Below are 26,254 nucleotides of genomic sequence, written 5' to 3' on the forward strand. Positions count from 1 at the left end.
ATGCGTGCTTCCGTATCGGCTACCTGTTTTATAAAGACTATGATGTTCACGTGTCTCGCCTCCTTACTCGCCCATTTTTTAAAAACATTTTTGCGCCGGTGTCAACACAAAACTGTCCTGTGTACGTGGGCGGGCCATACCGTATACGGTATACTGTATGGGAAGCACTGGGCTTTGTCAAGGGAAAATCATTACCCTTCCTTTATCGAATCCCCTCGATTTCGCTCGGTTAAGAGGTTTTGATGACAAAATATAGTAAATAAATCCTTGACAATAAGGTATAATGTTATATATCCTTCAGTACAGTATACGGTATACTATTATGTAATGTCCTGGCGCGAAGGTCAATTCGGAGAGCCTGCCGGCATACCGGTTTCCCGCCCGCGCCGGATAAAAAGCGAATAGGAAGGAAGGCCGAACGGACATGTATGAAGGTATAGTGGAATTGCTCGCACAAAACGGCGCGAGGCTTATATATACCACGAGCAGGCCCGTCGGGTCCGCCCTTGACGCCCTGGCCGGAGAGTACCCATCCCTCCACGGCGAGGTTTCAACCAATGAAAAAATAGGTTTCGAGCTTGCCCTCACCGGCGCGGTTGCCGCAAAGAGAACGGCGTGCATATTTACCACGGACGGGTTATACAAGGCCCTCGATCCCCTCATGACGTCCGCCTACACAGGGGTGATCGGCGGCTTCCTCGTCGTGTGCATCCGCGAAATCGATGAAGAGGTTACCCCTCTGGGCCCCTTCTCGAAAATCCCCGTGATGGTGGTGGAGAGTCCCGAGGCCCTTGCCCGTGCGGTCGCTTTTGCGTATGACGCGTCGGAACGGCACCAGATGCCCTTCATCATCCAGGCAACCCCCGAATGTGATCCGGGTGCAGCCGGGAGAAAGGCGCGCAACGGGACCGGGGAAGCTCCCGTATCGAAACCCGCCGGGCCTTCGGCCGGCACTGCGCAATTTTCGAAAGATCCCTCGAGGTGGGCTGCCCTGCCGCAGTCGAGATACCGGCTCCACGGGGAGCTCAATGAAAAGATAGAGCGCATAAGGCGGGAATTTGAGAATTACGCCGGTAATTCAATAACCCGGAACGGCAAAACCGGTCTCATCACCGACCGGACGGCCCTTTCCGATCTTTATGAAGATGAGACGAGCATATTCCACGTGGAAACTGTTTTCCCCTTGCCCACAGAAGCCGCAAACCGGTTCATCGACGAGATGGACGAGGTCTTTGTCTCCGATGGACCTTACCCGTCCATAGAGATGCAACTCCGGGACAGGAGCAAGGTCGCGAGGGAGCCGGTCTCGGGGGGACGCAAGAAAACGAAGAAAGATGAGACCATGTTTGGTTTTCTGGTCGTGAGGGATAAACTGGGACCCGCTTCGGCCATCAATATGGCCCACGGCATGGTGAAACAGCAGCCGGACCTGAAGGTGCTCGCCATTACCTTTGAAGATCATTTCTTTCACTCGGGCATGCCCTCTCTTGTCAACTCCATTTATAACGGATCATCCTACGTTCTTCTCATCCTGACCCATGAAAGGGAAGGTGAGATCAAGCGCCTCCTCGGGGGATGGGGTTTCAAGAACTGTTTTTCCATAAGCGGGCCGCAGGAAGTGGAGCAATATAAAGACGCGCCCACCCTGACGGTGCTTCTGTGCAAGGGGATCATATGAACTATCAGATTGTCTGCGCGGGAATAGGCGGCAGGGGCGTGCTCCTCGCATCCACCGTCCTTATAGAGACTGCTATTCATTCGGGCTACCATGCGCTCGCCTCCGACGAGTACGGCATGAGCCAGAGGGGCGGATCCGTAGTATCCCTCATTAAAATCGGCGAATTCAAAAGTCCCCTGGTGGGCCGTGAAAGCGCCGACATCCTGCTGGCCTTTGAAGAGAGCGAATTTTACAGGAACCTTCCTTTCCTGAAAAAGGGAGGTCTCGGGGTCGTCAATTCCCGAAACAGCGCGCTCCCCGAGGCAATTCTCGGCCTCCTCACGGAAAGAGAGATAGGTCATTTTCTCATCGATGCGGACGGTATCGCGACGGATGCCGGGACGATTCAGGCCTCGAACATGGCCCTTCTCGGCTTTTTCTCCCATCTTTCCGTCGGCCCTTATACTTACGGCAATGTGAGAGATACCATCGAAACGAGGACGAAGGGTAAATTTGTGGCCAAGAACCTCGCCGTATTTGACGCAGGATATAATCACGCGAAGGACTCGTCCATATAGATGATTCTGATTTATGCCGGCACCACGCGGCAGGGGCCCCTGGGGCTCGTAAGGGAGGCACGGATGAAGGCGGTTCAAAAGGAAGTTATGATAGGCAATTGGGGCATTGCCCGCGGTCTCGTGGAGGCGGGCTTGGAGCTGGCCGCTGCCTATCCAGGCACCCCCAGTTCCGAGATCATACCCGGTATTGTTGAATTCAATAAACGGGATAAGGGCTCCATCCATGCCGAGTGGGCGACGAACGAGCGCTGTGCCTTCGAAGTCGCCTTCGGCGCCGCGGTATCCGGAAAGAAGGCAGCCTGCATGATGAAGCAGGTCGGTCTTAATGTGGCCTTTCCCTCCCTCCTCGCCGGGAAAGGCAAGCCCATCGACGGCGCCCTCGTGATCGTCTCGTGCGACGACCCCGGCCCCCAGTCTTCCCAGACCGAGCAGGACACCCGTCTCCTTGCCGCCCTCTTCGGCATCATCGTATTCGATCCCGCCTCTCCTGTGGAGGCAGCAGACGTCGCATATTACGCAATGCAATACTCATTCGAGAAAAAGGTGCCGGTAATTATCCGCTCCACCCACAGGGTAAGCCATGCCCGTGAGGCCATACCTCTTTATCCCGCGGGTGAGCGAAAACCGGTCATCCACGAGGGAGTGGCCGACAACCATGAGAGCGGCGCCGGATTCGGTATCGTGGCCTCGGGAATGAGCTATTCGATTGCATCGGACGTGGTGAAAGGCCTTTCCCTTCAGCCTGAGCCCCCTGTCTACAAGGTGACCAGGGTCTTTCCCATGGATCCCGGCCTACGAGCCTTTGTCAAAAATCATGAGCGCGTACTGGTCCTCGAAGAGACGGACAGCGTGCTGGAGGCGCTCATCGGCAACGGTGGCAAAATATTCGGCAGGGCGAACGGATATGTGCCCGGAGCAGGAGAGCTGACCTACGACGTGGTGCGCGAAATTATCGAAAAGATCGCCCGCGAGATGAAGATCGCGGACCTGAAATTCTCTCCCGACAATACAATTGAAAAAGCGCTTCAGAATGCAAAGTTCCCTTCAAGACCACCCAAGCTCTGCTCGGGATGCCCCCACAGGGCCAGCTTCTATGCGATGCGCCATGCCTTCCCCAAGGCTGTATTTCCCGGCGATATCGGCTGCTATACCCTGGGCATTTCAATGGGGGCCGTGGATACATGCATCGATATGGGCGGCGCAGTCACTATGGCCTCCGGCTTCTACGACACCTTTCATCAGGACGGGACGCTCATCCCCATCATCGCCTCCGTCGGAGACTCTACCTTTTTCCATGCCTGTCTCGAGCCCCTCTATGATGCGGTGAAGAAAAAGAAGAAGTTCGTCCTCGTGATCATGGACAATTCCACCACCGCCATGACCGGTATGCAGCCCACGCCCCAATCGGGCGTCACCGCGGGCGGCGCTCCTGCCGGAGTGGTGAAGATCGAGGACGTCGTCACCGGCTTCGGAGTCGAATTCATGAAAATTCTCGACCCTTACGACGTGCCCCTCACGGTGAAGACGTTAAAAGAGGCCTTCACCTTTCTTCAGGAGCAGGAGAAAGGCCCGGCGATCATTATCGCCAGGCGGGAATGTCTCCTTTATGCGAAGCCGAAGGAGGACGAGACCTTCGAGTTCTCACAGATCGAGGACGAATGCACGGGATGCGGCCACTGTGTCGACCGCTTCGGGTGCCCTGCCCTGGTCTTTGACGATACGAAAAAAAGAGTAAAGGTGGACGAAGGACTCTGCGTCCGTTGCGGGATCTGCCTGCTTGCGTGCCCGCCGCGCAGAAAGAAACATGGAATTCGTATGTAAGCCTCACAAAAAACCACACAAGGGGGACGTATGAAACGCTTTATCCCAGCCATTCTCATTTCATTCCTCGTGCTCGCCCTTTTCCAGGTGACGGTCTCTCAGTCACAGGCGGCCGAACCGATTAAGATCGGCATCATCGACACCTATACCGGCCCTGCCACTACCTATACCCAGGATGTCCTCGACGGCTTCAAGATTGCCGTCAATGAGGTAAACGCGAAGGGAGGGGTATTGGGAAGAAAGATCGAGTTCGTGATACGGGATGATAAATTCAAACCCGATATCGCCCTCGCCATGGCAAAAGAGCTTGTCTTGAGAGAGAAGGTCAATATCATCATGGGCTCCACCAACTCGGGAGGTGCCCTTGCCGTCTCCGATTTCGCGAGAAAAGAGAAGATCCCCTGGATCGTGAGCGATGCAAAAAGCGAGAAGATCGTAGGCGAGAGGGGACACCGCTACGTCTTCAGCACCAATGAGAATACTGCCATGATCGGGAGGGCGACCGCCGTCGCGCTTTCGAAGAAACCTTATACGAAATACTGGATCGCAGGAGAAGATTATGAGTTCGGCCATGCCTGCGCCGACGCCATATGGAACCATTTGAAGGTATTGAAACCGAATGTCCAGCTCCTGGGCCAGTCGTGGAGAAAGGTGGGGGAGACGGACCTTACCCCTTATCTGAGCCCGATCCTTCAGGCCAAGCCGGACTGCCTTATCAGCGCCTCAGGCGGTGGAGGAGTGACGAATTTCCTGAAAGCGGTAAAAGCCATGGGACTCGAGAAGAAGCTCCCCATCTACCAGCACTATGCCACCGACACGATAGCCCTTGCCCCTCTCGGAGCCGATGCCCCTGAGGGCATCATGGGAAGCTCGAGCTACCACTTCTACTTCCCGAACACCCCCGCCAACAAGGCTTTCACCGACGAGTTCCGCAAGGCTTATAAGAGATATCCGGGCTCGACCGCACTTTACGGCTACATTACCGGCATCTTCATTGCCAAGGCATATGAAAAGGCGAAGTCGATCAATACGGAGAAGTTCATCGACGCCCTCGAGGGTCTCACGATCGAAAGCCCCATAGGCAAGCTCGAGATGCGCGCCTGCGACCACCAGGTGACCCTGCCCATGTACTACGGGATCACCAAAAAGACCAACGGGTACGACTTCCTGATCGGCTCCGACATCGTCACCATCCCGGCAAAAGATTACCTGCCGAGCTGCGATGAGATGATGAAGGTAAGAAAGTAGCGCCCCCATTAAAGTCAAAAAGAGTCTGCGCCCCGCCTGAGAACATCGGGGCGCAGACCTCTCGCATAAATATTTCGTCGCCCCTGCACAGCCTCTGCAGTCCATCGTCTGTCACACACCAGGCCCTTCGTCATTATCTGCCTTTTCATATCGGTCAAATTAATGAGCAGGCGACAAAGATGCAATTATAATACATTGACTCAGGATTATTTGAGTGATTCGGCGGGCGACCGAAAAGCCTTGCGGGTCGGGGAGCCACGGGGCCGGGAGGGCTTTATACCTCAAGCTTCGGCTGCGCCCATTACCCGCTAAAAGACTGTTCGTCCGGCACTCAGCCACCCAACTCGTCGCACCTCCTCACGCACGGGTGGCTGTCCTTCGGAGCGTTTCTCCTCACCGAACGGGTGATCCAATGTGCTCGCAAGGCGCGTGAGGTATAAAACCCTCCCGGCCCCGTGAAGCAGAATCGAGGAAGGAGTGAATTTTGCAGATAAGGTGAACCTGATAGCTTCCCGAAGTTGAGTTTCGGGTCCTCGATAGCTGAAGGACGCTTCCAGGCCGCATTCATCTGTGCGGTCGAAAATGGCTGACCTTCCTACATGCCGGGACCGGAACGCATCAAGCCCTTACTCTCCCTCTTCTCCGGTATCCCTTCTTTTTGCGCCGCCGGCTTTAATGAATTCTTCGAGGACTTCGTAGGGTTGGGCGCCCACGATGCTTCGGCTATTCATTACAAACGTGGGAACCCCTGTGATCAGCAGTTCCCGGGAACGCGCCCAATCAATGTCCACCGCTGCACGAAACTTTCTCTCTCTCAGGATAGACCTTGCTTCAACACCCGAAAGGCCGACAGATTCGGCGAGGCCGACAAGCTCATCTTCCTTGCCGATATTTCTGCCCTCGACATAGTACGCCTTAAATACCGCCTTATGGTACTGATCGCCCTTACCCTGCGATTCCGCCCACTTTGCAAGTTCCTGGGCCAGGCGGCTATTATAGGTCATTGTCCGTTTAGCCATGGGAAGGCCAATCCGGCTCGCTGCCTGCTCCATTCGTTGCATGGCGGCGTTCACGTCAAAAGATCTTCCTGCGAAGAGTTCTTCCAGGGTTTGGCCCTGCTCCGGGGTCTCGGGGTGGAGGGGAAAGGCAGTCCAACGGATTTCTATATGATAATTCTTCCTCAGCTTGTCAATACGCACGGTACTGATATAGCACCACGGTCAGACGTAATCGGAAAATACCTCCAGGATTGCGGGCTCGGTCATAATTTGCTCCTTTTATGCTTTATTTCTGCGCCGAAGGATGCCGATGGCCGTCCTGGTCATGACTATCTCCCCGCGCTGATTCATTGTCTCCACAAAGGCCCGGACAGTTCCCCGATCCGGCTTTGATCGGGACCGGCGAGCTTCGACAATGGTCACCCTGATTGAGAGCTCATCGCCCGGGCGGACGGGCCTCAAAAATAGGATTGGTCCGGACCCGGGCGAACCAATGCCGGCGACCGTGGAAACGTAGTGATCCACGAGAAGCCGCATAGTGAGGGCAGCCGTGTGCCAGCCGCTGGCGATAATGCCGCCGAAGGGGCTCTCTTTAGCCTTTTCACGATCCAGATGGAAGGGTTGGGGGTCATACAATCGGGCAAATTCAATAATATCCTGTTCCTCAACCGTGATCGATCCAAACTCATAGACCGATCCGGGCACATAATCCTCGAAGTAGCGGTCATCGATCGGTGGGGTAAAAAGAGAATTTGTCGCCACATCCTGCTCCCTTGCGCGGTTAGTTAATGACATAACATATAGCATGCAACGGACGAAGGGAATGCAAAAATACCGCCCGAGTAAAGGCGTGGGGAGTAAAAAGGAAAGGGCCTACGGAGAAAAGGGAACCATGCATGGTTTTTCTGTAGTCAACACCTCGGCATTCTAGGCAAAAGTCGGGCCGCGAGGTGGCAATCCGCAACACGTGTCCTGGGTTTTTCCGTTGTAATCAGAACGTACTTGGAGGATAATGGTCAACGCACCCGGAAGGAGAAGGTATGATAGTTAAATCCACTGATGCGCAGCGAAGAAGCTTTTTTGGGGGTGGACTTTGTTCTGCTCTCCTATGGCCCGGAATCAATGGTAACTAAAATGCTTTACAAGAAAGGGGACGCTCCTCCTCTGCACAAGCATCCAAATGAGCAAAGTGGTTATGTGATCTCGGGGAGCTATAGAATAGTATTTGGGAATAATGACCAGGTGATTGGGCCGGGGGATTCATACTCTATTCCTTGCGAGGTTGAGCATCGCATCGAAATCATCGAGCCTGGTGAAGTAGTAGACTTTTCAGTCCACCAAGGAAGGACTATCTGTAGAGTATGACTCGTCAATGCAGTGAATCGGCCATAAATCCGGGCCTCTCACTGATTTTTGTGTTGTGATCGGTTTTATTCAGTAAATTCACACCCACCACGGAAGGGGCCCCATCCTATTTGGTCTTAGAGAAGTCTCTGTTCAGGTGAATTCGCCCTGAGGGGCGGGCTGCGGGGGCTGCTCCTCAGGCAATCCTTGACAGGAGCGCGCTTAAATCCGACAATGTACCATGCGTAGTCGACCCATTTGCAGGAGCGTCCCGTGTTCGTACAGAGTGTGACTAAACGGTTCAGTGTGCCATTCCTCACGCTGATTCTCGCCTTGTTTTGCGTTCTTTTTTCCCTGGCCATCTATCTGGTGGCGGCCTATATTCTTGTCGGTTCGGTTCGGAGTTTCGAGATTTTTATGTCCCTTCTGATCCCCGCGATCGTTTCGCCTCCCGTGTGCATAGTTCTTCTGAAGATGGAGGCGCGACTGCGGCGTAACGAGAACAGCCTCAAAGAGGCGCAAAGGATTGCTCACATCGGCAATTGGGAGCTGGATCTTGCCCGGAACACGTTGATCTGGTCCGATGAGATCTACCGTATGCTTGAGTTAAACCCGCAGGCAATCACTGCAACCCGTGATGCCCTATTGGGTGCGGTTCATCCGGCTGACCGGGAATTCGTAAATCAGGCCTACACTGTCTCTCTCAAGACAGAGGAACCTTATGACATTACATACCGGCTCTTTATGCCCGATGGACGCACAAAGTATGTCCATGAGCTCTGCGAGACCTTTTATGGTCCCGACGGTAATCCACTCCGTTCGATCGGCACCGTTCACGACATCACCGAGCGTAAACATTCAGAGATGGCCCTGAAGATGAGTGAAGAAAGGTACCGCGGCATCTTTGAAAACTCCCCGCTGGGAATATTTCAGTCTACTTTTGAAGGCAGGTTTCTAAAGGCAAATCCGGCCCTTGCCGCTATTCTCGGGTATGAATCACCGGAGGACCTGATCGACTCCATCTCCGACATTGCCGCACAAGTCTATGCCAACCCGAAAGACAGGGCCCGGGTCCTTCTGCGCATGCAGGAAAACAACGGACGGGCAATATATGAGAATGAGCATCTTCGTAAAGACGGCGGGAAAGGGATAGGCCATCTCACTATGCGCATAATCAATGATGAGAACGGGGTCCCCCATCATTTAGACGGTACGGTGGAGGACGTGACAGAGAAACGGGCAATGGAGGAAAGACTTCAACGCACCATGGAGCAATTGAGAACCCTATCGCACCGCCTTCTCGAAATACAGGAGACGGAACGCCGTTATATTGCCCGCGAGCTTCACGATGAAATAGGCCAGACCCTCACCGCGCTCAAGATCGGCCTAAAGCGGACAGAGGGTTCCAGAACCTTGGAATCGGCGCTGGCCTCGATGCATGAAAACGCACCCACGGTGGAGGAGCTGATACATAAAGTACGCAATCTTTCCATCGAGCTTCGTCCTTCTATCCTTGACGACTTCGGTCTTACTGCGGCGTTGGACTGGTACGTGAATTGGCTATCCGCCAAGGCAGGATTCAAAGTAGTATTCTATACCGACTTCACGGAAGAACGATTTTCCCCGATTCTCGAGCTGACATGTTTCCGAATTACCCAGGAAGCGCTAACGAACGCCGCCCGGCACTCGGAGGCGAAGGCTGTGTATATCGACCTCGAGACGATGAGTGGGGAGCTTCATCTTACCGTGAGGGACGACGGAAAAGGCTTCAATATCGACGAAACCCGCGTAAAAGCATTGAAGGGCGAGAGCTTCGGCTTGCTTGGCATGCAGGAGCGCGCCTCCCTTGCAGGGGGACACCTGGAACTGACGTCGGAGCCGGGCAAAGGCACCGTAGTTCATGCCTGTTTCCCTCTCGAGCCATAAAGCTGATAACCCGGTCAAGACCCAGAGGAGCACATAAAGGGATACCACGGTCTCCTCCGGTTTTGGGCTCAAGACCTATTCACGGTCTCATCCTCCCCACCTCAATACTGCCCGGTTGACCAAGGGGGAATTGGAATAACCAATTCCCCCTTGGGATATTAGCACATGACCGGACCGGAGGTCCGGGAGCGAGTAAAGCCGGAAGTTACGGTTTATATAATTTTCATCTTTTTCGCCGAGTGGCGCAGTTCATCCTGAAACTTCGGGTGGGCAATGCTGATCATAGCCAGGGCCCTTTCCCGTACCGATTTGCCGCGAAGTTTGGCAACCCCGAACTCCGACACCACGTGGTCTACATGGGTCCTGCTGGTAGTCACGCAGGTCCCGGGATTCAAGAAGGGAACGATCTTCGAAATTGTGCCCTTTTTCGCCGTGGAAGGCACCACGATAAAGCCTTTACCGCCGGGACACATAGTGACGCCCCTGGCAAAATCGGCCTGTCCTCCGCTTCCTCCCCAGACCTTCGTTCCGATACTCTCAGACGCACATTGGCCAAATAAATCAACCTCGATGGTCGCGTTGATGCTGACCATTTTATGGTTCTGAGCAATCACATTCACGTTATTTGTATAGTCTACGGGATGCAACTCAATGAGCCTGTTGTCACGGAGCCAATCGAAGAGCTTCCTGGTGCCCTCGACGATAGTAGCCACGACCTTACCCTTATGGATGGTTTTCTTGCTCCCGTTTACACACCCGCTTTCCACCATGCTCATGATATAGTCGCTCACGAGTTCCGTATGTATTCCCAGGTCCTTCTTGTGCTCCATGAATTTGCATACCGCCGCGGGAACACCGCCTATGCCTATTTGAAGAGTGGAGCCGTCGTCGATGAGGTCCGCGATATAGGAGCCGATCGTCCTGTCGGTATCGGTGATAACAGGGGGAGGCAGTTCTGCGATGGACTCATTGCACTCCAATATGTAATCTACTTTTGATATATGGAGGCAGTTATGCCCATAGGTCCTCGGCATATTGGGATTGACTTCCGCGATTATTGTTTTGGCACATTCTATAGCAGCGGGGGTATAGTCACAGCCCAAGCCGAAGGTCAAATAACCATGTTCATCCATAGGAGACACGGTAAGAGCCAAAATGTCCACATGCTCGCTTTGCCTGATTATGGAGGGTATATCGCCGAAATTCGTCGGCACATAACTCCCGTACCCTTCGTTAATGAGATTTCTCACTTTATCCGTGAGAAAAAGACTTTCAATAAAGATGTGGGGAGCATAGGATGGATCCATATGGGGCTGTTGGTGCCTCGACAGGAATTGTCGGATGACGACCCCTTCCAGTTCATCTTTCCGGGCGGCAATGGCCTTCCATATAGCTATGGGCTCGTTGGAAGCCGGCGGGGCCCAAATGACGTCCCCCGATTTGACTGCCTTGGCTGCTATCTCCGGAGTAACCAGTTTCTGACGGTACATTTCTTCAAAATTTGACATGGCGCCCTCCCTTATTTTGATAAGACCCGTGTTTCACGAACCTAACATTGCACGGAAATGATGACTATTCAGATGTTTTCCTTGCGTGAATGTCAAATACGAGGTATTCGAACACCCAATCCGGCGTGATCCGAACGGTCTTTCAGTGGTTCTTTCCCTGTTGTGTCTACTCCTATCGGTTCCGATGAGTAATATTCCGATAATTCTATACCCAGTCATTCTGAACAGGCTAAAGCATTACGTCTTCAATGAATCCCCGTCCAGCCCCGAAGTCGACGTCCTCAAAGAATAATTAGCCGGAACGGACTCTTTCATGCAATGAAACATATGTTCACTAAATGATATCATTGATATTATCACTTCCGGGATTTCTGGTCAAGAAAAATGTCGGGGCGAGGGCATGCCCCGGGTCACGGCGTCGATAGGCGTGGGGTCCGCGGGTGGTCGCGGCCGGGACTGAATTTACGTGCTCTCAAAGTATGGTTCTGGACCATCTTCTTTAGTCCTGCTATTTATTTGTAACTGTTACGGAAGAGATATTCAGGCAAAGTTCGTCCTGACGGGTGGGCTGCGGGGGCTGTTCCTGGAGCGACTTTGTGGAGGGGCTTGGGACCCTGCAGCAGAAACTTTCGGTGACGGCACAGCCGGCACGAGCGCCGGATAGGGGGATCAGACCCCACAGAACCAGCCCTCTTTGCGGACGACCCGTGTGCCTCGCCACCTCAATTAAGTGCGCACTGAGCGAGAGAAGTTGGGAGCGTCTTGGGTCAGGCCCGGAGCAGCCGGAGCGGAAGGAATAGTCCCTGTAGCCTGCCCGTCCCACCCCCAATTCTCAATCCCGACGCCTTGCTTTTGCTTCTCCTCTTTACTTCACTTCTCTTCTTTTGCCGCTCTGCGTTTGCTTTCTATCTAATTATCACTCCTGTGCGATGCGCCATGGCTGGTGCGGGGCAGGGCGAGGACCAGGCCCAGACAGATTATCGGAAGAAAGGCGACTACTGTGATGGCAGCCCTTAGTCCGTAATGGTCGGCCACCATGCCGAGCAATGGGGTGGTAAGGCCACCGAAGGAGAAGGCGAGGCCCAGGGTGATGCCTGAGGCGAGCCCCACTCTTGTGGGCAGATACATCTGGCCGAGGGCGACCATGGGGCCGAAAGGCAGCGAGAGTACCACTCCTATCGGGATGAGAGTCATTATTGCCCAAAAAGGATCATGGGTGAAGGCGAGGAAGGGAAGGCATAAAGTGAGAAGCCCGAAGCCCGTGAGGGTGACGGTGCGGTAGCCGATGCGCTCTGCAAGGCCCCCTCCGAGAAAGTTGCCTCCTATGGCCGAGCCCAAAAGCACGGCGAGGGCGAGGCCGGCGGCGCTTTCCGATCCGTGGAGCACTTTTATCCAGAAGAGGGGAAGGAAGGTATTGAGCCCATAAAAAATAACGGAGCGGCAAAGGAGCGCGGATGCGAGGAAGGTAAAGGCAGGCCACATATCGCGGCCTTCGCTGTGGGTGAGGGCCCGCCGGGGGGAGCCTTTTCTCTCATAGCCCGCGGTGAGCCCGGGAAGCACATACATGACGATCCCCGCCACGATCGCGGTGGGTATGACGAGGTACACCGTGCCTTTGATGCCTGTATTGAGGAGCACTGCGGTGGCGAGGATCGGCCCCACCGCAAACCCCAGTTGACCTCCGATTCCGAAGAGGCTCATGGCGGTCGCCTTCTTCTCCCCTGCAAGATAATTCATGAGCCGCGCCCCTTCAGGGTGAAACATGGCGATCCCGAGACCGGCCACAATGAGTCCGGCGAAACCAATCTCGTAGCTCGGCGCAATGCCGGTAAAAGAGACGCCGCACCCGATGGCGAGCATGGAGACGGGGATGAGCCAGGGCCTTGACTGTTTATCCACCACGTACCCGAAGGCCGGTTGAAATATAGTCGATACGAGATTTACGGCGAATACGACTCCGGCCGCCACGGCATAGCTGATGTGGTGCTGGGCGATGAAGAAAGGCAGGAGGACGGGTATGGCCCCCTGATTGATGTCCGCCGAGGCGTGAGCGATGACCATTATGCCTAAGGACCTTATCTTCAAGAGCCCACCTTTCTTACGAGCAGTCGCTTTTCCGGGCCAGGTGGGTCACCTGGGCGGTGAGATTGAGAAGGTAGGGAATTTCGGGCTGTTTGATCCCTGAAATGGAATCGTACTGCTCCTCCTTGATCCTCCTGACGACGCGTTCAATGGCGCCTTCTTCCGCCTTGAGCAGATCGCAGATCCGCGCCCTGAAGCGTATCGCACTCTCCGCGGAACGCTCGAAGAAGGAGCGGACCTCTTTCCTTCCGACGAACACCATCCGGTGGCCCTGGCAGAGGACGCGGACGGGCAGGCGGGCCAATGCCTGAAGAGATGCAAAATAGGCGTCATAATCGGAGAGAAACTCCGGGATGATCTCGCCTGAGCCCGCGAGGCAGCCGGAGGCCTCGGCGGCGAGGAGGATCTGCTCCCCGGGAATATAGTAGCTCATATGGTCGCGCGTATGGCCCGGAGTTGCCATGGCATGGACCGTCAACCCCTCTCCCAGGTCAATGATATCGCCGTCTTTCACTTCCCTATCTATTTCAAAGGGTTCAAAATCGTCATCTATCAGTTTAGGCGAGTTGCCGCCGGGCAGGGTGGGCACGATGGACCGGGCGCTCCTGTTGAGGTTCGTGATAAGCTTCACCGCCCCGGGACGCTTCAGCACTTCCGCCGCCTTCGCCGACATCGCAATTTTCATTGAGGGAAAGGCCTTCTTCAAATAAGATGCGGCCCCGCAATGGTCCCAATGGACATGGCTAATGAGCAGCAGGGCGGGCTCCCGCTTTCCGAGGACCTCGCGGATAGCCTCCACGTAAAGCTCGCCCGCGCACGTGGTGCCCGCGTCAAAAAGCACCGGCGTCATGCCGTCCAGCAGTTGAACGGGGTACGAGGCAAGGCCCGTAATATAAAAACCCTCCTTAACCTCACCCGTTTCTTGAACAATCATTACGTCTCCCTGTGCTATCTTCTTATCACTACCCAAAGCCCGCCTTCGGATATAATTTCCATATGTCCCTCCGCCAGGCCGCCCTTCGCAGAGTTCCATACATCCTCGACGCTGACCCCTGTCTTACCGAGTTTCAGGTTGAGGTCCCGCGACCTCTCCCCTATGGCTTCGATAACCGCAGGAGGGGTATATTTCCCGAACCCGCCGCCTACAAAGGCAATACCGCCCCTCCTGAGGACCCTGAACATGACGGAAAGGTCGGTGCGGAAGAGGGCGGGAAAGAACAGCGCCCCCCGGAAAACGAGAAGGTCTATCGAATTATCTCTCACGCAGGCCAGGCCGGGTTCCGTGTCGATTACTCCGACCTTTCCCGCGTGACCCCGAGCCTCTATCTCCTCTTTATATGCCTCTGCCATACCATAAGGAAAGGAGGCGATTATAAAAGCTTCTCCTACGCCTTTTCTTCTCAATTCGAACATCGCCCCGGCAAAAGGACCCACGTCGAGCACCACTCCGTCCCTGCGGCCGTAGACTTCGCCGATATGCCGGGCAAGATAAGGAAAAACGGGCTCCCAGAGGCTGTTTATCTCTGTTGCGAGCTTAATCATGGGAAGAGTATATCAGAAAATGATCAGCCTTATCAGAAAATCCATGAGCGGGGCTTGTAGCTCGGGTGAGGCATATGTTCCTTTCTTCGGCCCGGGAGGTGTAATCCGGTTAATCCAATAATCGATGAACCGCGACGGATTTGGTACGGGCCGAAAAAGGAAAAAACGCACGTCAAGAACAAAGAAACATTACACCTCGTACAGATTTGAAACCTTCAGGGGGTTTTCTCGAATATTTAATTAATTTATTTGAATACCCCTGCCATGACCATGATATTCTGGCCTTCTACTCTTTTTACGAAGTTTGTCTTTGGCTGAACCATTTTTGTTGCGGGGTTCGTCCACACGAGGTCAACCGTACCGCTGCCTTTTGTTTTTGCCACTTCAACCTGTTCTTTTACGAAATACTTACCCGATGCATCTCTTACCTCGAGATGATTCTGTCCGGTCAGTTTCGGGTTCCCGCCATTCGCCAGGATGACCCCATTAAAATCCTGAATGATCACGTAAAGATCGCCTTTAGTAAGCTGGCCTTTGGGGTTGCCGTTCACTTCCGCTATTGTCCTTTCCAGTCCGTGCGCCTTCATGTAGACCAATGCCTTGTCCACCAGCACCTTTGCGTCATCCATGGTGGCGGCATTGGCAATGAATGCCACGCCCACACTCACCATTAAAACCAAGATCATCACCGAAACAATTCTCTTCATAAAACTACCTCCTCTTTTTCTCCCTGAAGGGACTTCATCTTTATCGGCACCCGACGATGTGGCTTAAATCGTTATAAGGCGGAATCCAGATGTCCGCCTCAATGATTTCCCTACCAGCCCGTTCATATGATGCGGTCCCCGCCATTCAGAGGGGGCAACCCCGCCTCTCGAAAAACATTGTCCTTTTCTCCCGAAGATGCTATGAACTGAAGAGAAGACCGTGATAAGGAGGCGTTTATGGACCATCCTTTTATGCTTTCAACAAACCAGGTCAGGAATTGGGTCAGTCAGGGCGGCGGCTGGTGTCCTTTCTGCCAAAGTGAACAGATTAAATATACGGGAACCCTACGTGCCATAAACGGCGTGACCACGGTGAAACATTTCTGCCAGAAATGCCAGAGGACGCATTTTGCCATCTACAACGGTGATGACCTGGTCGATCTGACTCATGATGAGATCAGGTTCGGGACCGATTAAGGAGTCATATCTTTTAAGAGGCGACATAAGGTATCCTGCTTTCGGAATTGCATGTCCTTCCCTTACGCTCCAGCCGCTATAATCAGGGCTGTAATGTACGCTTATTCTGTGAAACACTTGCATTACAAAAATCTTTCATGTTACAAAACTGTTGCAGGGCTATGGTTTAGGCTAGATATCAGCTGAGACCCATGTGCACGAATTTATACATTACCCATTCTCCGCCCTTTTCTCGGAATACCCCCGCATGTAAATTCTATCCATGACCGGGCCGGCCCCGTCAAAGCCTCAGGTCCTGCCGAAATAATTGAAGGGCGCGATTGGAGACTGCACCGATTCCTTTATAAGGAGATTCTGTTATGGAAGACCGATGGGAAAAAGCGAAGAAATACCGCCGGCTCATTTTTGCAGTCCTTGCGGTCCAATATATGTTCGTCTTCTTCCACCGTGTCTGTCCGGCGGTGGTCGCCCCCGACCTGATAAAGGGTTTCCATATCAGTGGCGCGGCCCTTGGGGTCCTCGCGTCGAGCTACTTCTATCCCTATGCGGCCATGCAGATACCCACGGGGATCATCGCCGACCGGTGGGGCACGCGCAATACGATTATCTTCTTCGGCCTTGTCGCGGCATTAGGGTCTATCGGGTTCGGCCTCTCCCCCTCCTTCAGCTTCGCCATATATTCCAGAATTGTGGTAGGCCTCGGTCTCTCCGTCGTCTTCGTCTGTTCGATGAAGATTCTGGCCCATTGGTTCAGGGGTCAGGAATTCGCCCGGGTGTCGGGATTTTTCGTCGGCGCAGGCGGCATAGGATGGCTCGGGGCGGCCACACCGCTCGCCCTTCTCGCCCAGTACTTCGACTGGAGGGTGGCCTTTCTTATCATCGGCGCCGTCACCGCACTTCTCGCCCTCCTGGCCTGGTTTTTTGTCTTCGACAAGCCCGAGGACAAGGGATTTCCCCCTATCGCCAAATCACGGCCGGTCCCGGCATCCGCGAAAGGAAAAGGAGGATCTCAGATCGGTGCAGTGCTCCGGGAGCGACGGTTCTGGCCTGTGGCCATATTCAACCTCTTTGCCGGAGGCACCCTCTTCGGCTTCTCGGGTCTCTGGGCCGGTCCGTATCTTACCGACGTCTATCACCTTTCAAAGGCAGGGGCAGGAAACATCCTCTCCATGAGCGCCTTTGCCCTCATATTGGGCAGCCCGGCCCTGGGCTACTTGTCGGATAAAATATTCATGAGCCGAAAAAAGGTTCTTCTTCTTGCGGCCTTTCTCCACCTTGCGTGCTGGTCCGTGCTCCTGGCCTTTCCTCAAGGCCTCCCCCTCGCGATTCTCTATGCGATCTTCTTTTTGATGGCCGTTGCGGCGGGAGCCGCCCATCCGATTGCGGTCACGGCGACAAAGGAGATGTTCCCCCTTGAGATGGCAGGCACCTCCATAAGTTTCGTGAACGCCTTCCCCTTTATCGGGGGAGTCCTCTACCAGCCTCTGGTCGGGGCCATATTAGACGGAGTCGGAAAGGCAGGCGCCGCATACCCGGTGGAAGCCTATCGTCACGCCTTCTGGCTCTTCTTCGTCTCGGGCCTCGCCTGTCTCGGCGCAGTGATGCTGGCCAAGGAGAATCAATCCGATATCTTTGAATTCTTTACGGAAGATTTCGAAACGGACTGGGAAAGGAAGACGGGAGAGGCCTGGAAAGAGTGGGACAAGCCAAAAACGGAGAAGTAAAAGGGGAATCATTACCGCCCGCGGCACTGCCCCCGTGGCCGGCTGTTCTGAAAGAAGCTGACTCGCGGTCGTAGCGAACACCCTCGCATCTCTCCCTCGCCCCCGACGCCTGGAAAAGTCTCGCAAAAAATGGTATATTACCACCAGTGAACAGGATTTTCGTAAAGGGCGCGCGGCAGCACAATCTCAAAAACATCGATGTCGAGCTTCCAAGGAACAAAATGGTGGTCATCACCGGGCCCAGCGGCTCGGGCAAGTCCAGCCTCGCCTTCGACACCATCTATGCCGAGGGGCAGAGGCGCTACGTCGAATCCCTCTCCTCCTATGCCCGCCAATTCCTCGAGCTCATGGACAAGCCCGACATGGATTACATCGAGGGCCTCTCCCCCGCAATCAGCATCGAGCAGAAGACCATAAGCAAAAACCCTCGAAGCACGGTGGGCACGGTCACGGAGATTTACGATTACCTCCGCCTCCTCTTTGCCCGAATCGGCCGGGTGTACTGCTACAGTTGCGGTAAAGAGATCAAGAGCCAGCACGCCCCCCAGATCGTGGACAGCATCTCCGCCCTGCCCGCGGGCTCCATGCTCACCATCCTCGCCCCCATCGTGCGGGGCCGGAAGGGGGAGTACAGAAAAGAGATCGACGACCTGAGAAAGCAGGGCTTTTCCCGTATAAAGATCGACGGGAAGATACGAGACCTTTCGGAAGAGATCGTCCTCGACAAGAAGAAAAAGCATGAGATAGAGGTCATAATAGACCGTATCGCCCTAAGGGAAGGCGTCGAGAGGAGACTCTCCGAGGCGGTCGAACTCGCCCTCCACAAAACGGAAGGCATTATAAAAGTGGAGACCGGTGAAGAGACCCTTGTCTTCAGTGAAAAATTTGCCTGCCCGGACTGCGGGATCAGCTATCCGGAGATCGAGCCCCGCATGTTCTCCTTCAACAACCCCTATGGCGCATGTCCCACCTGTCTCGGGCTCGGGGTGAAGGAGTATTTCGATCCGATCCTCATCATCCCGAACCAGGACCTTTCATTGCGTGAAGGGGCGGTCGTCCCCTGGGGCGAGAAAAGCCCCATCCATTTCATGCCTCTCCTCGAAGCCCTCGTGAACAGGTACAAAATAGACATCCACCGGCCCTTCAAAGAGATCCCGAAGGAGGTCCAGGACGTGATACTTTTCGGATCGGAAGAGGACCTGGAATTCTTCTCCGACAGGGGAGGAAAGCGGCTGCTCGTCAAGAAGCACTTCGAAGGCGTGATAAAAGAGCTTCAGAAAGATTGGGAGCGGGCCGAATTTTTTGAAAAGGCCAGGCTGGAGCGCTTCATCAACCTTATCCCCTGCCCCACGTGCAACGGCGCGAGGCTCAAAAAAGAGATGCTCTGGGTAAAGGTATCCGGCCTCAACATTAATGAAGTCACCTGCCAGACCATCGAGTGCTGTCTCGATTACTTCTCCAATCTTACTCTCACCGAGAAGGAGAGGGAGATTGCGAAGACTATTCTCAAGGAGATCCTCTCGCGGCTCAAATTCCTCATGGACGTAGGCCTCGACTATATCACCCTCAGCCGTAATTCGGCAACCCTCTCGTCGGGCGAATCCCAGAGGATCAGGCTTGCCACACAGATCGGCTCGGGGCTCACCGGGGTGGTATATGTCCTGGATGAGCCGAGCATAGGCCTCCACCAGCGCGACAACGAACGACTTCTTAAGACGCTTTTCAAGCTACGGGACCTCGATAACACAGTAATCGTAGTGGAGCACGACCACGATGCCATCGTCTCGTCCGACTATGTAATAGATCTCGGCCCCGGCGCCGGTGAAAACGGGGGGTACCTCGTATTCCAGGGCACGCCGGAGGACCTTGCCCGTCATGAAACCTCCATCACGGGCAAGTATATCTCGAAAAGGCTCGAAATCCATATACCCGAAGTCAGGCGGACCCCGAAAGGCTTCATACGCATCAGGGGCGCGCGCTCCCATAACCTGAAGAATATCACCGTCGATATACCCGTGGGGGTCTTCACCTGCGTCACCGGCGTTTCCGGCTCGGGTAAGAGCACCCTCGTGGTAGACACCCTCTATCCACTTCTCAAGCAAAAACTCTATAGATCGAGGGAAAGGGCCGGAGAGACGGACGGATTGGACGGCCATGAAGCCATCGATCGCGTGATCGACATCGACCAGTCTCCCATAGGCCGGACGCCGCGGTCGAACCCCGCCACCTATACGGGCATCTTCACCCCTATCCGGCAGCTTTTCACCCGGATCCCGGAATCGAGGATGCGCGGCTATAAAGAGGGACGGTTCTCCTTCAACGTGAAAGGCGGCCGCTGCGAGACGTGTGCGGGCGAGGGCTATGTGAAGATCGAGATGCAGTTCCTTCCCGACGTCTATATCGTCTGCGATGTGTGCAAGGGGAAGAGATATAACCGGGATACCCTGGAGATCACTTACAAGGGCAAGAGCATCGCCGACGTACTCGAGCTGACCGTCACCCAGGCCACGGAATTCTTTTCTTCCATCCCGTCTATCAAGACGAAGCTGAAGGTCCTGAATGAAGTCGGACTGGGCTATATCAAACTCGGCCAGGCGGCGACTACCCTTTCAGGCGGAGAGGCCCAGAGGATAAAACTCTCCCGTGAGCTCTCGAAGAGAGATACGGGCTCGACTCTTTATATCCTGGACGAACCTACTACGGGACTCCATTTTGCCGACATAGAAAAGCTTCTCCGCGTGCTCACCGAACTGACGGACAGGGGAAATACCGTGGTGGTGATCGAGCACAACCTCGATGTGATAAAATGCGCGGACCACTTGATAGATCTCGGCCCCGAAGGGGGAGACAAGGGCGGCACCCTCCTGGTGGCGGGCACTCCCGAAACTGTGATGAAGACCCCAAAAAGTTATACGGGAATCTTCCTGAAGCGATACCTCGACGGCAAATAGGAGGCCCCTGTGAAAAAGGTCGTGGTCATACCCGCCCGATTCGGCTCCACCCGGCTCCCCGGCAAACCTCTACGAAAGATAGGCCCGAAGCCCCTTATCCAATGGGTATATGAAAAGGCCCTTTCCTCCGATGCCGACCGTGTAATCGTCGCCACCGACGACTCCCGCATCGAAGAGGCATGTCGCTCTTTCGGAGCAGAGGTCGCAATGACGAGCCCGGACCTCAGGTCAGGCACGGACAGGGTGTATGCCGCCTTAGAGGGCAAAGAGGGCGACCTTGTCGTCAACCTTCAGGGCGACGAGCCCTTCATCGAACCCCAAATGGTGAACGCCCTCTTTACAAAAATGGAGCAGGAAAACCTCGACATGGCCACCCTGTGCACCCCTATCTCCGAAGAAGAGTACATGAACCCCAATATGGTCAAGGTGGTCCTCGACGCGAACAGCTTCGCCCTCTACTTCTCCCGCTCTCCAATTCCCTATCTGCGAGGGAGAAAAGATATCCCCCTGTGGGGCCACATAGGCATCTATGCCTTCTCCCGCCATTTTCTCCACAAATTCATTTCAATGGAAAAAAGCCTCCTCGAAGAAACCGAATCCCTCGAACAACTCCGCGTTCTGGAACAGGGCTATAAGATCAAGGTAATCCCCGTCGAATATAAAGGTTTCGGCATAGACACCGAAGAGGACCTGGCGAGGGCGGGAAAGGCGGTTGAGGCGTTAGAGCGTGAAAGCGTGTGATGCGCGTGTGATGCGTGTGATGCGTTAGGGCGTGTAACGGAGCAGCAAAAGAGGGTCCTGATGAACAAGATCAGAATGGCATTCATCGCAATGGCAAGTGGCCTCGCCTACCTCGGCCTTGCAATTTGGGGCGGGGGAGGGTTTGGCGCGTTCTTTTCCCATACGTCCCTGGTTGTCCTTGCCATTATAACCATCCTATTGTCCGGCGCATCGCTTTTCAGCAAGGGCAATCTAAGTTCCGGCGAGCGTGAGGATCGACGCAACCGATGGGTCATCGCGGCCCTTGGTCTTATCGGGCTCCTTGCCGGCTATGTCCCGGCTTATACGGACCTGAAAGAGTTCTGGGTTATGGACGGAGAATTAGTTCGCTGGACCGGGGTCATTCTTTTCGCCCTGGGCGGCCTGCTCCGACTGTGGCCCGTCTTTGTGCTGGGCAGCCGCTTCAGCGGACTGGTCTCCATTCAGCCCGGGCATATGCTGGTGACGAGCGGTGTGTACCGCGTCATCCGTCACCCCAGTTATCTGGGGCTGATCATCAATATGGTTGGTTGGGCCCTTGCCTTCCGCTCGGTTATCGGCATCCTTCTTTGCGCACTCACTATTCCGGTGCTCCTGGCGCGCATCCGCGCCGAGGAGAGGTTGCTTCTCGGACAATTCGGCGATGAATACGAAAGCTATTGTTCCCGCACGTGGCGGCTGATTCCCTGGGTCTACTGAAGCGGCGGCAATGCGGATGATGCCTGCCTCCAACCGGCGTCGCGTCGCGCGATTACAGCCTACTCCCATGGCGCCCCCACAGAACCTCAATGAAGAGCGCGTACCGGCGGGCTTTCGCCTATTGACAAAGGGGCGGAAATATTGTTTATTATTAGGCTTTTGATACATATTTCAGGAGGTGATGCCGTTATGGTATGTGTAACGTTAAAACCGGGTACAGAGTGCCTTTTCATGAAGAAGGCAGGATGTTCTTACTCCGGAGGAAAATGTTTTACAATCGTGGAGAGCTGTGAGGGCTGCACGAGGATCGTTGTATTCGAGACAGGAAAGTACTGTTCCAGCTTTCCCGCGCCTTCACAAAAATGGCAGAAGGGTGCGTGCTCCATGTCGTCCCACGTGAAGAAGGGGAAGGCGGTGGAAGAGCAGAAGATCAATCCGCTCAAAGCTTCGAAAAGAGCTGCCGGAAAAAAGTAGTCTTTAATTCCGGGAGATGTTGCCTCTTTTAAAAGGGCCTATCGTTCAACAATATTGAGGTATGGATCGAACAGGACGCAGACAGGGTATATCCCTTCCTCCGTCCTGGCCGGTGGTGTACGGATAGGTCCTTTTTCGCTCTTCTGTGCTCATTTTATGGTTGACTTAGACTGGAATTAGTGGTAAATAAAGGACAAATTATTTGGAGGGTCGATTTTGAGGAAAAATAAATCTGCAGTAAAGAAGGCACGGCAGTCGGAACAGAGAAGACTCAGGAATTCACATGTGAAGTCTACCATGAAAACATACATGAAGAAGGTGATGTCGGTTATGGAAGGGAAGGATACTTCAAACGTCGATGAAGCCTTCAAGAAAGCCGTCTCATTTATCAACAGGGCAGCATCGAAGGGTGTGATCCATTCCAACAACGCGTCAAGAAAAGTCTCAAGGCTTTCGAAAAAGGTCCATTCTTTTCTGAATAAGGCTTAATCCACCGATACGGCAGGGCCGCCTTTGAGCGCCCCGCCTTGCACGGTTCTTTTACCCTGCTAAAGGTTATTTCTTTTTTGCGGACCCCTTGAAATGGCGAGGGGTCATCGGGCATCAGTACTCCACGAGCAACACGGCGGAGAACTTTCTCGCGATCCTCCCTGAGATCACCTCGAATGCCGCACGCTTATTATATTCTTCCAAGTTTACATCGTCCACCCTGTACGGCTCGGTATCGCTGAAGACCCAGCGCTTGATAAAACTCCCGTTCTTACGATAGAGGGCTATATCTACCGACATGGTCGCCTGTTTTTCTATTACCAACCCCGACGAATTCATGGACGCCGGCAAAATGACGATCCTCTGTATGCTCCCCTCCAGATAGGCGTCCGTGTCCGGTGTATTCAATTGAAAAAGTCCCATGGAGACGAGCTCACGGGAAAAAGCGTTCGTGACATAGAGAGAGACATGGGGCTCATAAGTGATGTTCTTGAATGTGGGCAGGGAAAGACTTTTTATATCCCCTCCGTAAATGCCCCTGTCGGTGACAAGCTGGTACCCGCACGAACAGACAACCATTGCCAGGGCGATCAACAGGAGCAACCGCCCCGTACTTCTCTTCTCTTTTTTTCCCATAGGGGAGCTCTCCCTTATCCCGAAACAACGATATTGACGATTTTGTTCGGAACGATAATGATCTTTTTTATTTCTTTTCCTTCCAGATGGCGGCTCACTTTTTCGAGGCCCAGGACAATCTCTTTGAGCCGCGATTCATCCATGTTTCTCTCTACTTCGCAGCCATCCCGCAGCTTGCCGTTTATCTGCACCACCATAGTTACCTTGTCCTCTATGATGTAGTTCTCGTTGTAGCCGGGCCACCAGCATCCGAGGTCTTGTTCCCCCCGGATCTCCTCCCACAGCTCTTCCGCTATGTGAGGGACAAAAGGGTAGAGAAGAACGAGGATCGTCTCCACGACGCCCCTGACGAGTCTCAGCGCCTCTTTATCAGGCATACCCGATTCCAGGTACTTATACGTGGTATTGACCAGTTCCATGATGCTTGAAATGGCGGTATTGAGATGGAACCTCTCCAGGTCGTCGGTCACTTTCTTGATCGTCTGGTGGATCTTGAATGCGAGGCGCACCGCATCGGCGTTTCCGGACTCGGGGGCAAAAAGAGGCATGACGGACCTTAGCTCGTCCACCCTCTCCTCCACGAGCCTCCACACCCTCTGGATGAACCTGAAGCTTCCTTCAACTCCTTTGTCGCTCCAATCGAGGTCCTTCTCCGGGGGGGCCGCGAAAAGACAGAAAAGCCGGGCGGTATCGGCCCCATACTTCTCGATCAGGTAATCGGGGTCTACCACATTGCCCTTCGATTTGCTCATCTTCGACCCGTCCTTGATGACCATTCCCTGGGTCAGAAGGTTCTTGAAAGGCTCCTTTTCCGCCGTGAGGCCCAGGTCATAGAGGACCCTGTTGAAGAACCTCGAATAGAGGAGGTGAAGCACCGCGTGCTCGACCCCGCCTATATACTGGTCCACGGGCATCCAGTAGTCCACCCTGGCCCTGTCGAGGGGCCCCTTGTCATAGTCAGGGCATGTATACCGGGCGTAGTACCAGGATGATTCCACGAAAGTATCCATGGTATCCGTTTCCCGCCGTCCGGGTCTACCGCACTTGGGACAGGTGGTTTCATAAAATTCCGCACATTCCGCCAGAGGAGACCGTCCCACCACCTTGATCTCCAGGTCGAGGGGGAGGACCACGGGAAGATCCTCACTGGGGACGGGCACGATGCCGCAATCCTCACAGTAAATGATGGGGATAGGCGCTCCCCAGTACCGCTGTCTCGATATCCCCCAATCCCGGAGCCGGAAATTGACTTTGCCCCTGCCCGTACCCTTCTGCTCGAGATGGGCAATAATCTTAGGCATAGCCTCCCTGTTGGGCAGGCCGTTGAAGATATGGGAGTTGACCAGCACGCCGTCGTCCACATAGGCTTCGGTCATGGTCTCCGGATCGAGGCTGTGGCCCTTGGGCACGATAGTGACGATTATGGGAAGATTATATTCTTTGGCGAATTCGAAATCCCGTTGGTCGTGGGCAGGAACCGCCATGATGGCGCCGGTCCCGTACTCCATGAGCACGAAATTGCCCACGTAGATGGCGACTTTGGCCCCTGTCAAAGGGTTTATCGCATATTTTCCGGTAAAGACACCCTCCTTCTTGAGCTCCGTCTCGGCCCTGAAGCTCCTGTCCTGGGCCTTTGCCCGCTCGACGAATTCACGGACCGCCTTTTCCTGGGGCGTTCCCTGCGCCAGGGTGAGGGCCATGGGGTGTTCCGGGGCAAGGACCATAAAGGTCACCCCGAAGAGCGTATCGGGCCTGGTAGTGAAAATGGTGAGGGCGCCGCCTTCCTCCATGGGAAAATCGACCTCCACTCCGTAGCTCTTCCCTATCCAGTTTTTCTGCATGCTGAGGACCTTTTCAGGCCAGCCCGGCATCTTGTCGCAATATTCGTATAACTCATCCGCATATTTAGTGATGGCGAAGAACCATTGGGTAAGCTCCTTCTGGACCACCTCCTCGCCGCATCTCCAGCACGCGCCGCTTTCCACCTGCTCGTTCGCGAGCACGGTCTGACATTTGGGGCAATAGTTGACGGGAGAGCTCTTCCGGTAGACGAGCCCCTTCTCGAACATCTGAAGGAATATCCACTGCTCCCACCTGTAGTATTCCACGTCACAGGTGGCGAATTCGCGCGTCCAGTCATAACTCAAGCCCAGCCTCTTGAGCTGGGTCCTCATATAATCGATGTTATCACGCGTCCATGCCGCAGGCGGTATACCCCGCTCGATGGCCGCATTCTCTGCAGGCATCCCGAAAGCGTCCCACCCCATAGGATGGAGCACGTTAAAACCTTTCATCCTCTTATAACGGGCAATCACATCCCCTATGGAATAGTTTCTGACATGCCCCATATGAATTCTTCCGGAAGGATAGGGAAACATCTCGAGGAGATAATACTTATCCTTCTCTTTCTCCTCGCCTACAATAAAAGTCCCCTTCTCTTCCCAGGAAGATTGCCTGCGCGCTTCAATCTCATGCGGTTCATAAGCCTTCATTCGTTAACCCCGGACATTTTAGTCTCTAGTCTCTAGTCTCTAGTCTCTAGTCTCTAGTCTCTAGTCTCTAGTCTCTAGTCTCTAGTCTCTAGTCTCTAGTCTCTAGTCTCTAGTCTCTAGTCTCTAGTCTCTAGTCTCTAGT

The 26,254-nt window shown here is 54.3% G+C and carries 21 protein-coding genes; 12 read left to right on the forward strand and 9 right to left on the reverse strand.

Annotated features, from left to right (window positions below; genetic code table 11):
- Window positions 1-424 precede the first annotated feature (424 nt).
- Genes VGJ94_09600 through VGJ94_09615 form a run of 4 tightly spaced genes read left to right on the forward strand, consistent with a single transcriptional unit; the run spans window position 425 to window position 5,304 of the window.
- Window positions 425-1,678, forward strand: a complete 1,254-nt coding sequence (locus tag VGJ94_09600; GenBank protein HEY3276863.1) for a hypothetical protein — start codon at window positions 425-427, stop codon at window positions 1,676-1,678.
- Entirely contained in the window at window positions 1,675-2,235 is a 561-nt protein-coding gene (locus VGJ94_09605; GenBank protein HEY3276864.1) for a 2-oxoacid:acceptor oxidoreductase family protein, read from the forward strand. Before VGJ94_09600 ends, VGJ94_09605 begins: the two co-directional genes overlap by 4 nt.
- Window positions 2,236-4,056, forward strand: a complete 1,821-nt coding sequence (locus VGJ94_09610) for a thiamine pyrophosphate-dependent enzyme (GenBank protein ID HEY3276865.1) — start codon at window positions 2,236-2,238, stop codon at window positions 4,054-4,056.
- 30 nt (window positions 4,057-4,086) lie between these two features.
- On the forward strand, window positions 4,087-5,304 hold the full coding sequence (locus tag VGJ94_09615; protein ID HEY3276866.1) for an ABC transporter substrate-binding protein: 1,218 nt from the start codon (window positions 4,087-4,089) through the stop codon (window positions 5,302-5,304).
- Between the two features lie 626 nt (window positions 5,305-5,930).
- On the opposite strand, the gene VGJ94_09620 is transcribed toward VGJ94_09615, so the two are convergent.
- Entirely contained in the window at window positions 5,931-6,569 is a 639-nt protein-coding gene (locus tag VGJ94_09620) for a DsbA family oxidoreductase (GenBank protein ID HEY3276867.1), read from the reverse strand.
- A 12-nt stretch (window positions 6,570-6,581) separates the two neighbouring features.
- Window positions 6,582-7,064: a MaoC family dehydratase gene (locus VGJ94_09625; GenBank protein HEY3276868.1), complete on the reverse strand. Its 483-nt coding sequence runs from the start codon at window positions 7,062-7,064 to the stop codon at window positions 6,582-6,584.
- Window positions 7,065-7,919: 855 nt separating this feature from the next.
- On the opposite strand from VGJ94_09625, the gene VGJ94_09630 reads away from it, so the two are divergent.
- Window positions 7,920-9,572 (forward strand): PAS domain S-box protein, encoded by a 1,653-nt coding sequence (locus VGJ94_09630; protein HEY3276869.1) that lies wholly within the window; start codon window positions 7,920-7,922, stop codon window positions 9,570-9,572.
- A 212-nt stretch (window positions 9,573-9,784) separates the two neighbouring features.
- On the opposite strand, the gene VGJ94_09635 is transcribed toward VGJ94_09630, so the two are convergent.
- The 5 genes from VGJ94_09635 to VGJ94_09655 all read right to left on the reverse strand — a co-directional run bounded on the left by VGJ94_09635 (window position 9,785) and on the right by VGJ94_09655 (window position 15,411).
- Window positions 9,785-11,080 (reverse strand): acetyl-CoA hydrolase/transferase C-terminal domain-containing protein, encoded by a 1,296-nt coding sequence (locus VGJ94_09635; protein HEY3276870.1) that lies wholly within the window; start codon window positions 11,078-11,080, stop codon window positions 9,785-9,787.
- Between the two features lie 909 nt (window positions 11,081-11,989).
- Window positions 11,990-13,165 (reverse strand): MFS transporter, encoded by a 1,176-nt coding sequence (locus tag VGJ94_09640; protein ID HEY3276871.1) that lies wholly within the window; start codon window positions 13,163-13,165, stop codon window positions 11,990-11,992.
- A 13-nt stretch (window positions 13,166-13,178) separates the two neighbouring features.
- A complete protein-coding gene (locus VGJ94_09645) occupies window positions 13,179-14,096 on the reverse strand; it encodes an MBL fold metallo-hydrolase (GenBank protein HEY3276872.1) in 918 nt (305 codons plus the stop codon).
- Window positions 14,097-14,110: 14 nt separating this feature from the next.
- Window positions 14,111-14,704 carry a hypothetical protein gene (locus tag VGJ94_09650; GenBank protein ID HEY3276873.1) on the reverse strand — a complete coding sequence of 198 codons (594 nt, stop codon included), beginning with the start codon at window positions 14,702-14,704 and terminating at the stop codon, window positions 14,111-14,113.
- A gap of 245 nt (window positions 14,705-14,949) precedes the next feature.
- Complete coding sequence (locus VGJ94_09655) at window positions 14,950-15,411, reverse strand: cache domain-containing protein (GenBank protein ID HEY3276874.1); 462 nt, start codon at window positions 15,409-15,411, stop codon at window positions 14,950-14,952.
- Between the two features lie 237 nt (window positions 15,412-15,648).
- Between VGJ94_09655 and VGJ94_09660 the strand changes: the two genes are divergently transcribed.
- From VGJ94_09660 to rpsT, 7 genes are all read left to right on the forward strand, one after another.
- Window positions 15,649-15,888, forward strand: a complete 240-nt coding sequence (locus tag VGJ94_09660; protein ID HEY3276875.1) for a hypothetical protein — start codon at window positions 15,649-15,651, stop codon at window positions 15,886-15,888.
- Window positions 15,889-16,247: 359 nt separating this feature from the next.
- Window positions 16,248-17,612: an MFS transporter gene (locus tag VGJ94_09665; protein ID HEY3276876.1), complete on the forward strand. Its 1,365-nt coding sequence runs from the start codon at window positions 16,248-16,250 to the stop codon at window positions 17,610-17,612.
- A gap of 146 nt (window positions 17,613-17,758) precedes the next feature.
- Window positions 17,759-20,563: an excinuclease ABC subunit UvrA gene (gene uvrA / locus VGJ94_09670; GenBank protein ID HEY3276877.1), complete on the forward strand. Its 2,805-nt coding sequence runs from the start codon at window positions 17,759-17,761 to the stop codon at window positions 20,561-20,563.
- 9 nt (window positions 20,564-20,572) lie between these two features.
- Window positions 20,573-21,304, forward strand: coding sequence for a 3-deoxy-manno-octulosonate cytidylyltransferase (kdsB, locus tag VGJ94_09675; protein HEY3276878.1), 732 nt, complete (start codon window positions 20,573-20,575; stop codon window positions 21,302-21,304).
- Between the two features lie 60 nt (window positions 21,305-21,364).
- Window positions 21,365-22,021 (forward strand): isoprenylcysteine carboxylmethyltransferase family protein, encoded by a 657-nt coding sequence (locus VGJ94_09680; protein HEY3276879.1) that lies wholly within the window; start codon window positions 21,365-21,367, stop codon window positions 22,019-22,021.
- 189 nt (window positions 22,022-22,210) lie between these two features.
- On the forward strand, window positions 22,211-22,495 hold the full coding sequence (locus tag VGJ94_09685; GenBank protein ID HEY3276880.1) for a PxxKW family cysteine-rich protein: 285 nt from the start codon (window positions 22,211-22,213) through the stop codon (window positions 22,493-22,495).
- A gap of 216 nt (window positions 22,496-22,711) precedes the next feature.
- Window positions 22,712-22,984 (forward strand): 30S ribosomal protein S20, encoded by a 273-nt coding sequence (rpsT, locus tag VGJ94_09690; GenBank protein ID HEY3276881.1) that lies wholly within the window; start codon window positions 22,712-22,714, stop codon window positions 22,982-22,984.
- A gap of 114 nt (window positions 22,985-23,098) precedes the next feature.
- Here the strand turns inward: rpsT and VGJ94_09695 are convergent, their stop codons facing one another.
- Together VGJ94_09695 and leuS are read right to left on the reverse strand one after the other, a co-directional pair.
- Complete coding sequence (locus VGJ94_09695) at window positions 23,099-23,620, reverse strand: LptE family protein (protein HEY3276882.1); 522 nt, start codon at window positions 23,618-23,620, stop codon at window positions 23,099-23,101.
- A 14-nt stretch (window positions 23,621-23,634) separates the two neighbouring features.
- The gene (gene leuS, locus VGJ94_09700) at window positions 23,635-26,112 is read right to left on the reverse strand and encodes a leucine--tRNA ligase (GenBank protein HEY3276883.1); all 2,478 of its coding nucleotides are present in this window, start codon (window positions 26,110-26,112) and stop codon (window positions 23,635-23,637) included.
- Between the last annotated feature and the right edge of the window lie 142 nt (window positions 26,113-26,254).

The sequence above is a fragment of the Syntrophorhabdaceae bacterium genome, assembly GCA_036504895.1.
GTDB lineage: Bacteria > Desulfobacterota > Syntrophorhabdia > Syntrophorhabdales > Syntrophorhabdaceae > PNOM01.

What these genes read in the sequence shown, in the direction of transcription:
- VGJ94_09655 (HEY3276874.1), bottom strand. Translation starts at nt 15,411, where the DNA reads ATGAAGAGAATTGTTTCGGTGATGATCTTGGTTTTAATGGTGAGTGTG.
- VGJ94_09680 (HEY3276879.1), top strand. Translation starts at nt 21,365, where the DNA reads ATGAACAAGATCAGAATGGCATTCATCGCAATGGCAAGTGGCCTCGCC.
- VGJ94_09605 (HEY3276864.1), top strand. Translation starts at nt 1,675, where the DNA reads ATGAACTATCAGATTGTCTGCGCGGGAATAGGCGGCAGGGGCGTGCTC.
- VGJ94_09665 (HEY3276876.1), top strand. Translation starts at nt 16,248, where the DNA reads ATGGAAGACCGATGGGAAAAAGCGAAGAAATACCGCCGGCTCATTTTT.
- VGJ94_09615 (HEY3276866.1), top strand. Translation starts at nt 4,087, where the DNA reads ATGAAACGCTTTATCCCAGCCATTCTCATTTCATTCCTCGTGCTCGCC.
- VGJ94_09645 (HEY3276872.1), bottom strand. Translation starts at nt 14,096, where the DNA reads ATGATTGTTCAAGAAACGGGTGAGGTTAAGGAGGGTTTTTATATTACG.
- leuS (HEY3276883.1), bottom strand. Translation starts at nt 26,112, where the DNA reads ATGAAGGCTTATGAACCGCATGAGATTGAAGCGCGCAGGCAATCTTCC.
- VGJ94_09600 (HEY3276863.1), top strand. Translation starts at nt 425, where the DNA reads ATGTATGAAGGTATAGTGGAATTGCTCGCACAAAACGGCGCGAGGCTT.
- VGJ94_09610 (HEY3276865.1), top strand. Translation starts at nt 2,236, where the DNA reads ATGATTCTGATTTATGCCGGCACCACGCGGCAGGGGCCCCTGGGGCTC.
- VGJ94_09650 (HEY3276873.1), bottom strand. Translation starts at nt 14,704, where the DNA reads ATGATTAAGCTCGCAACAGAGATAAACAGCCTCTGGGAGCCCGTTTTT.
- VGJ94_09635 (HEY3276870.1), bottom strand. Translation starts at nt 11,080, where the DNA reads ATGTCAAATTTTGAAGAAATGTACCGTCAGAAACTGGTTACTCCGGAG.
- VGJ94_09695 (HEY3276882.1), bottom strand. Translation starts at nt 23,620, where the DNA reads ATGGGAAAAAAAGAGAAGAGAAGTACGGGGCGGTTGCTCCTGTTGATC.
- VGJ94_09660 (HEY3276875.1), top strand. Translation starts at nt 15,649, where the DNA reads ATGGACCATCCTTTTATGCTTTCAACAAACCAGGTCAGGAATTGGGTC.
- VGJ94_09685 (HEY3276880.1), top strand. Translation starts at nt 22,211, where the DNA reads ATGGTATGTGTAACGTTAAAACCGGGTACAGAGTGCCTTTTCATGAAG.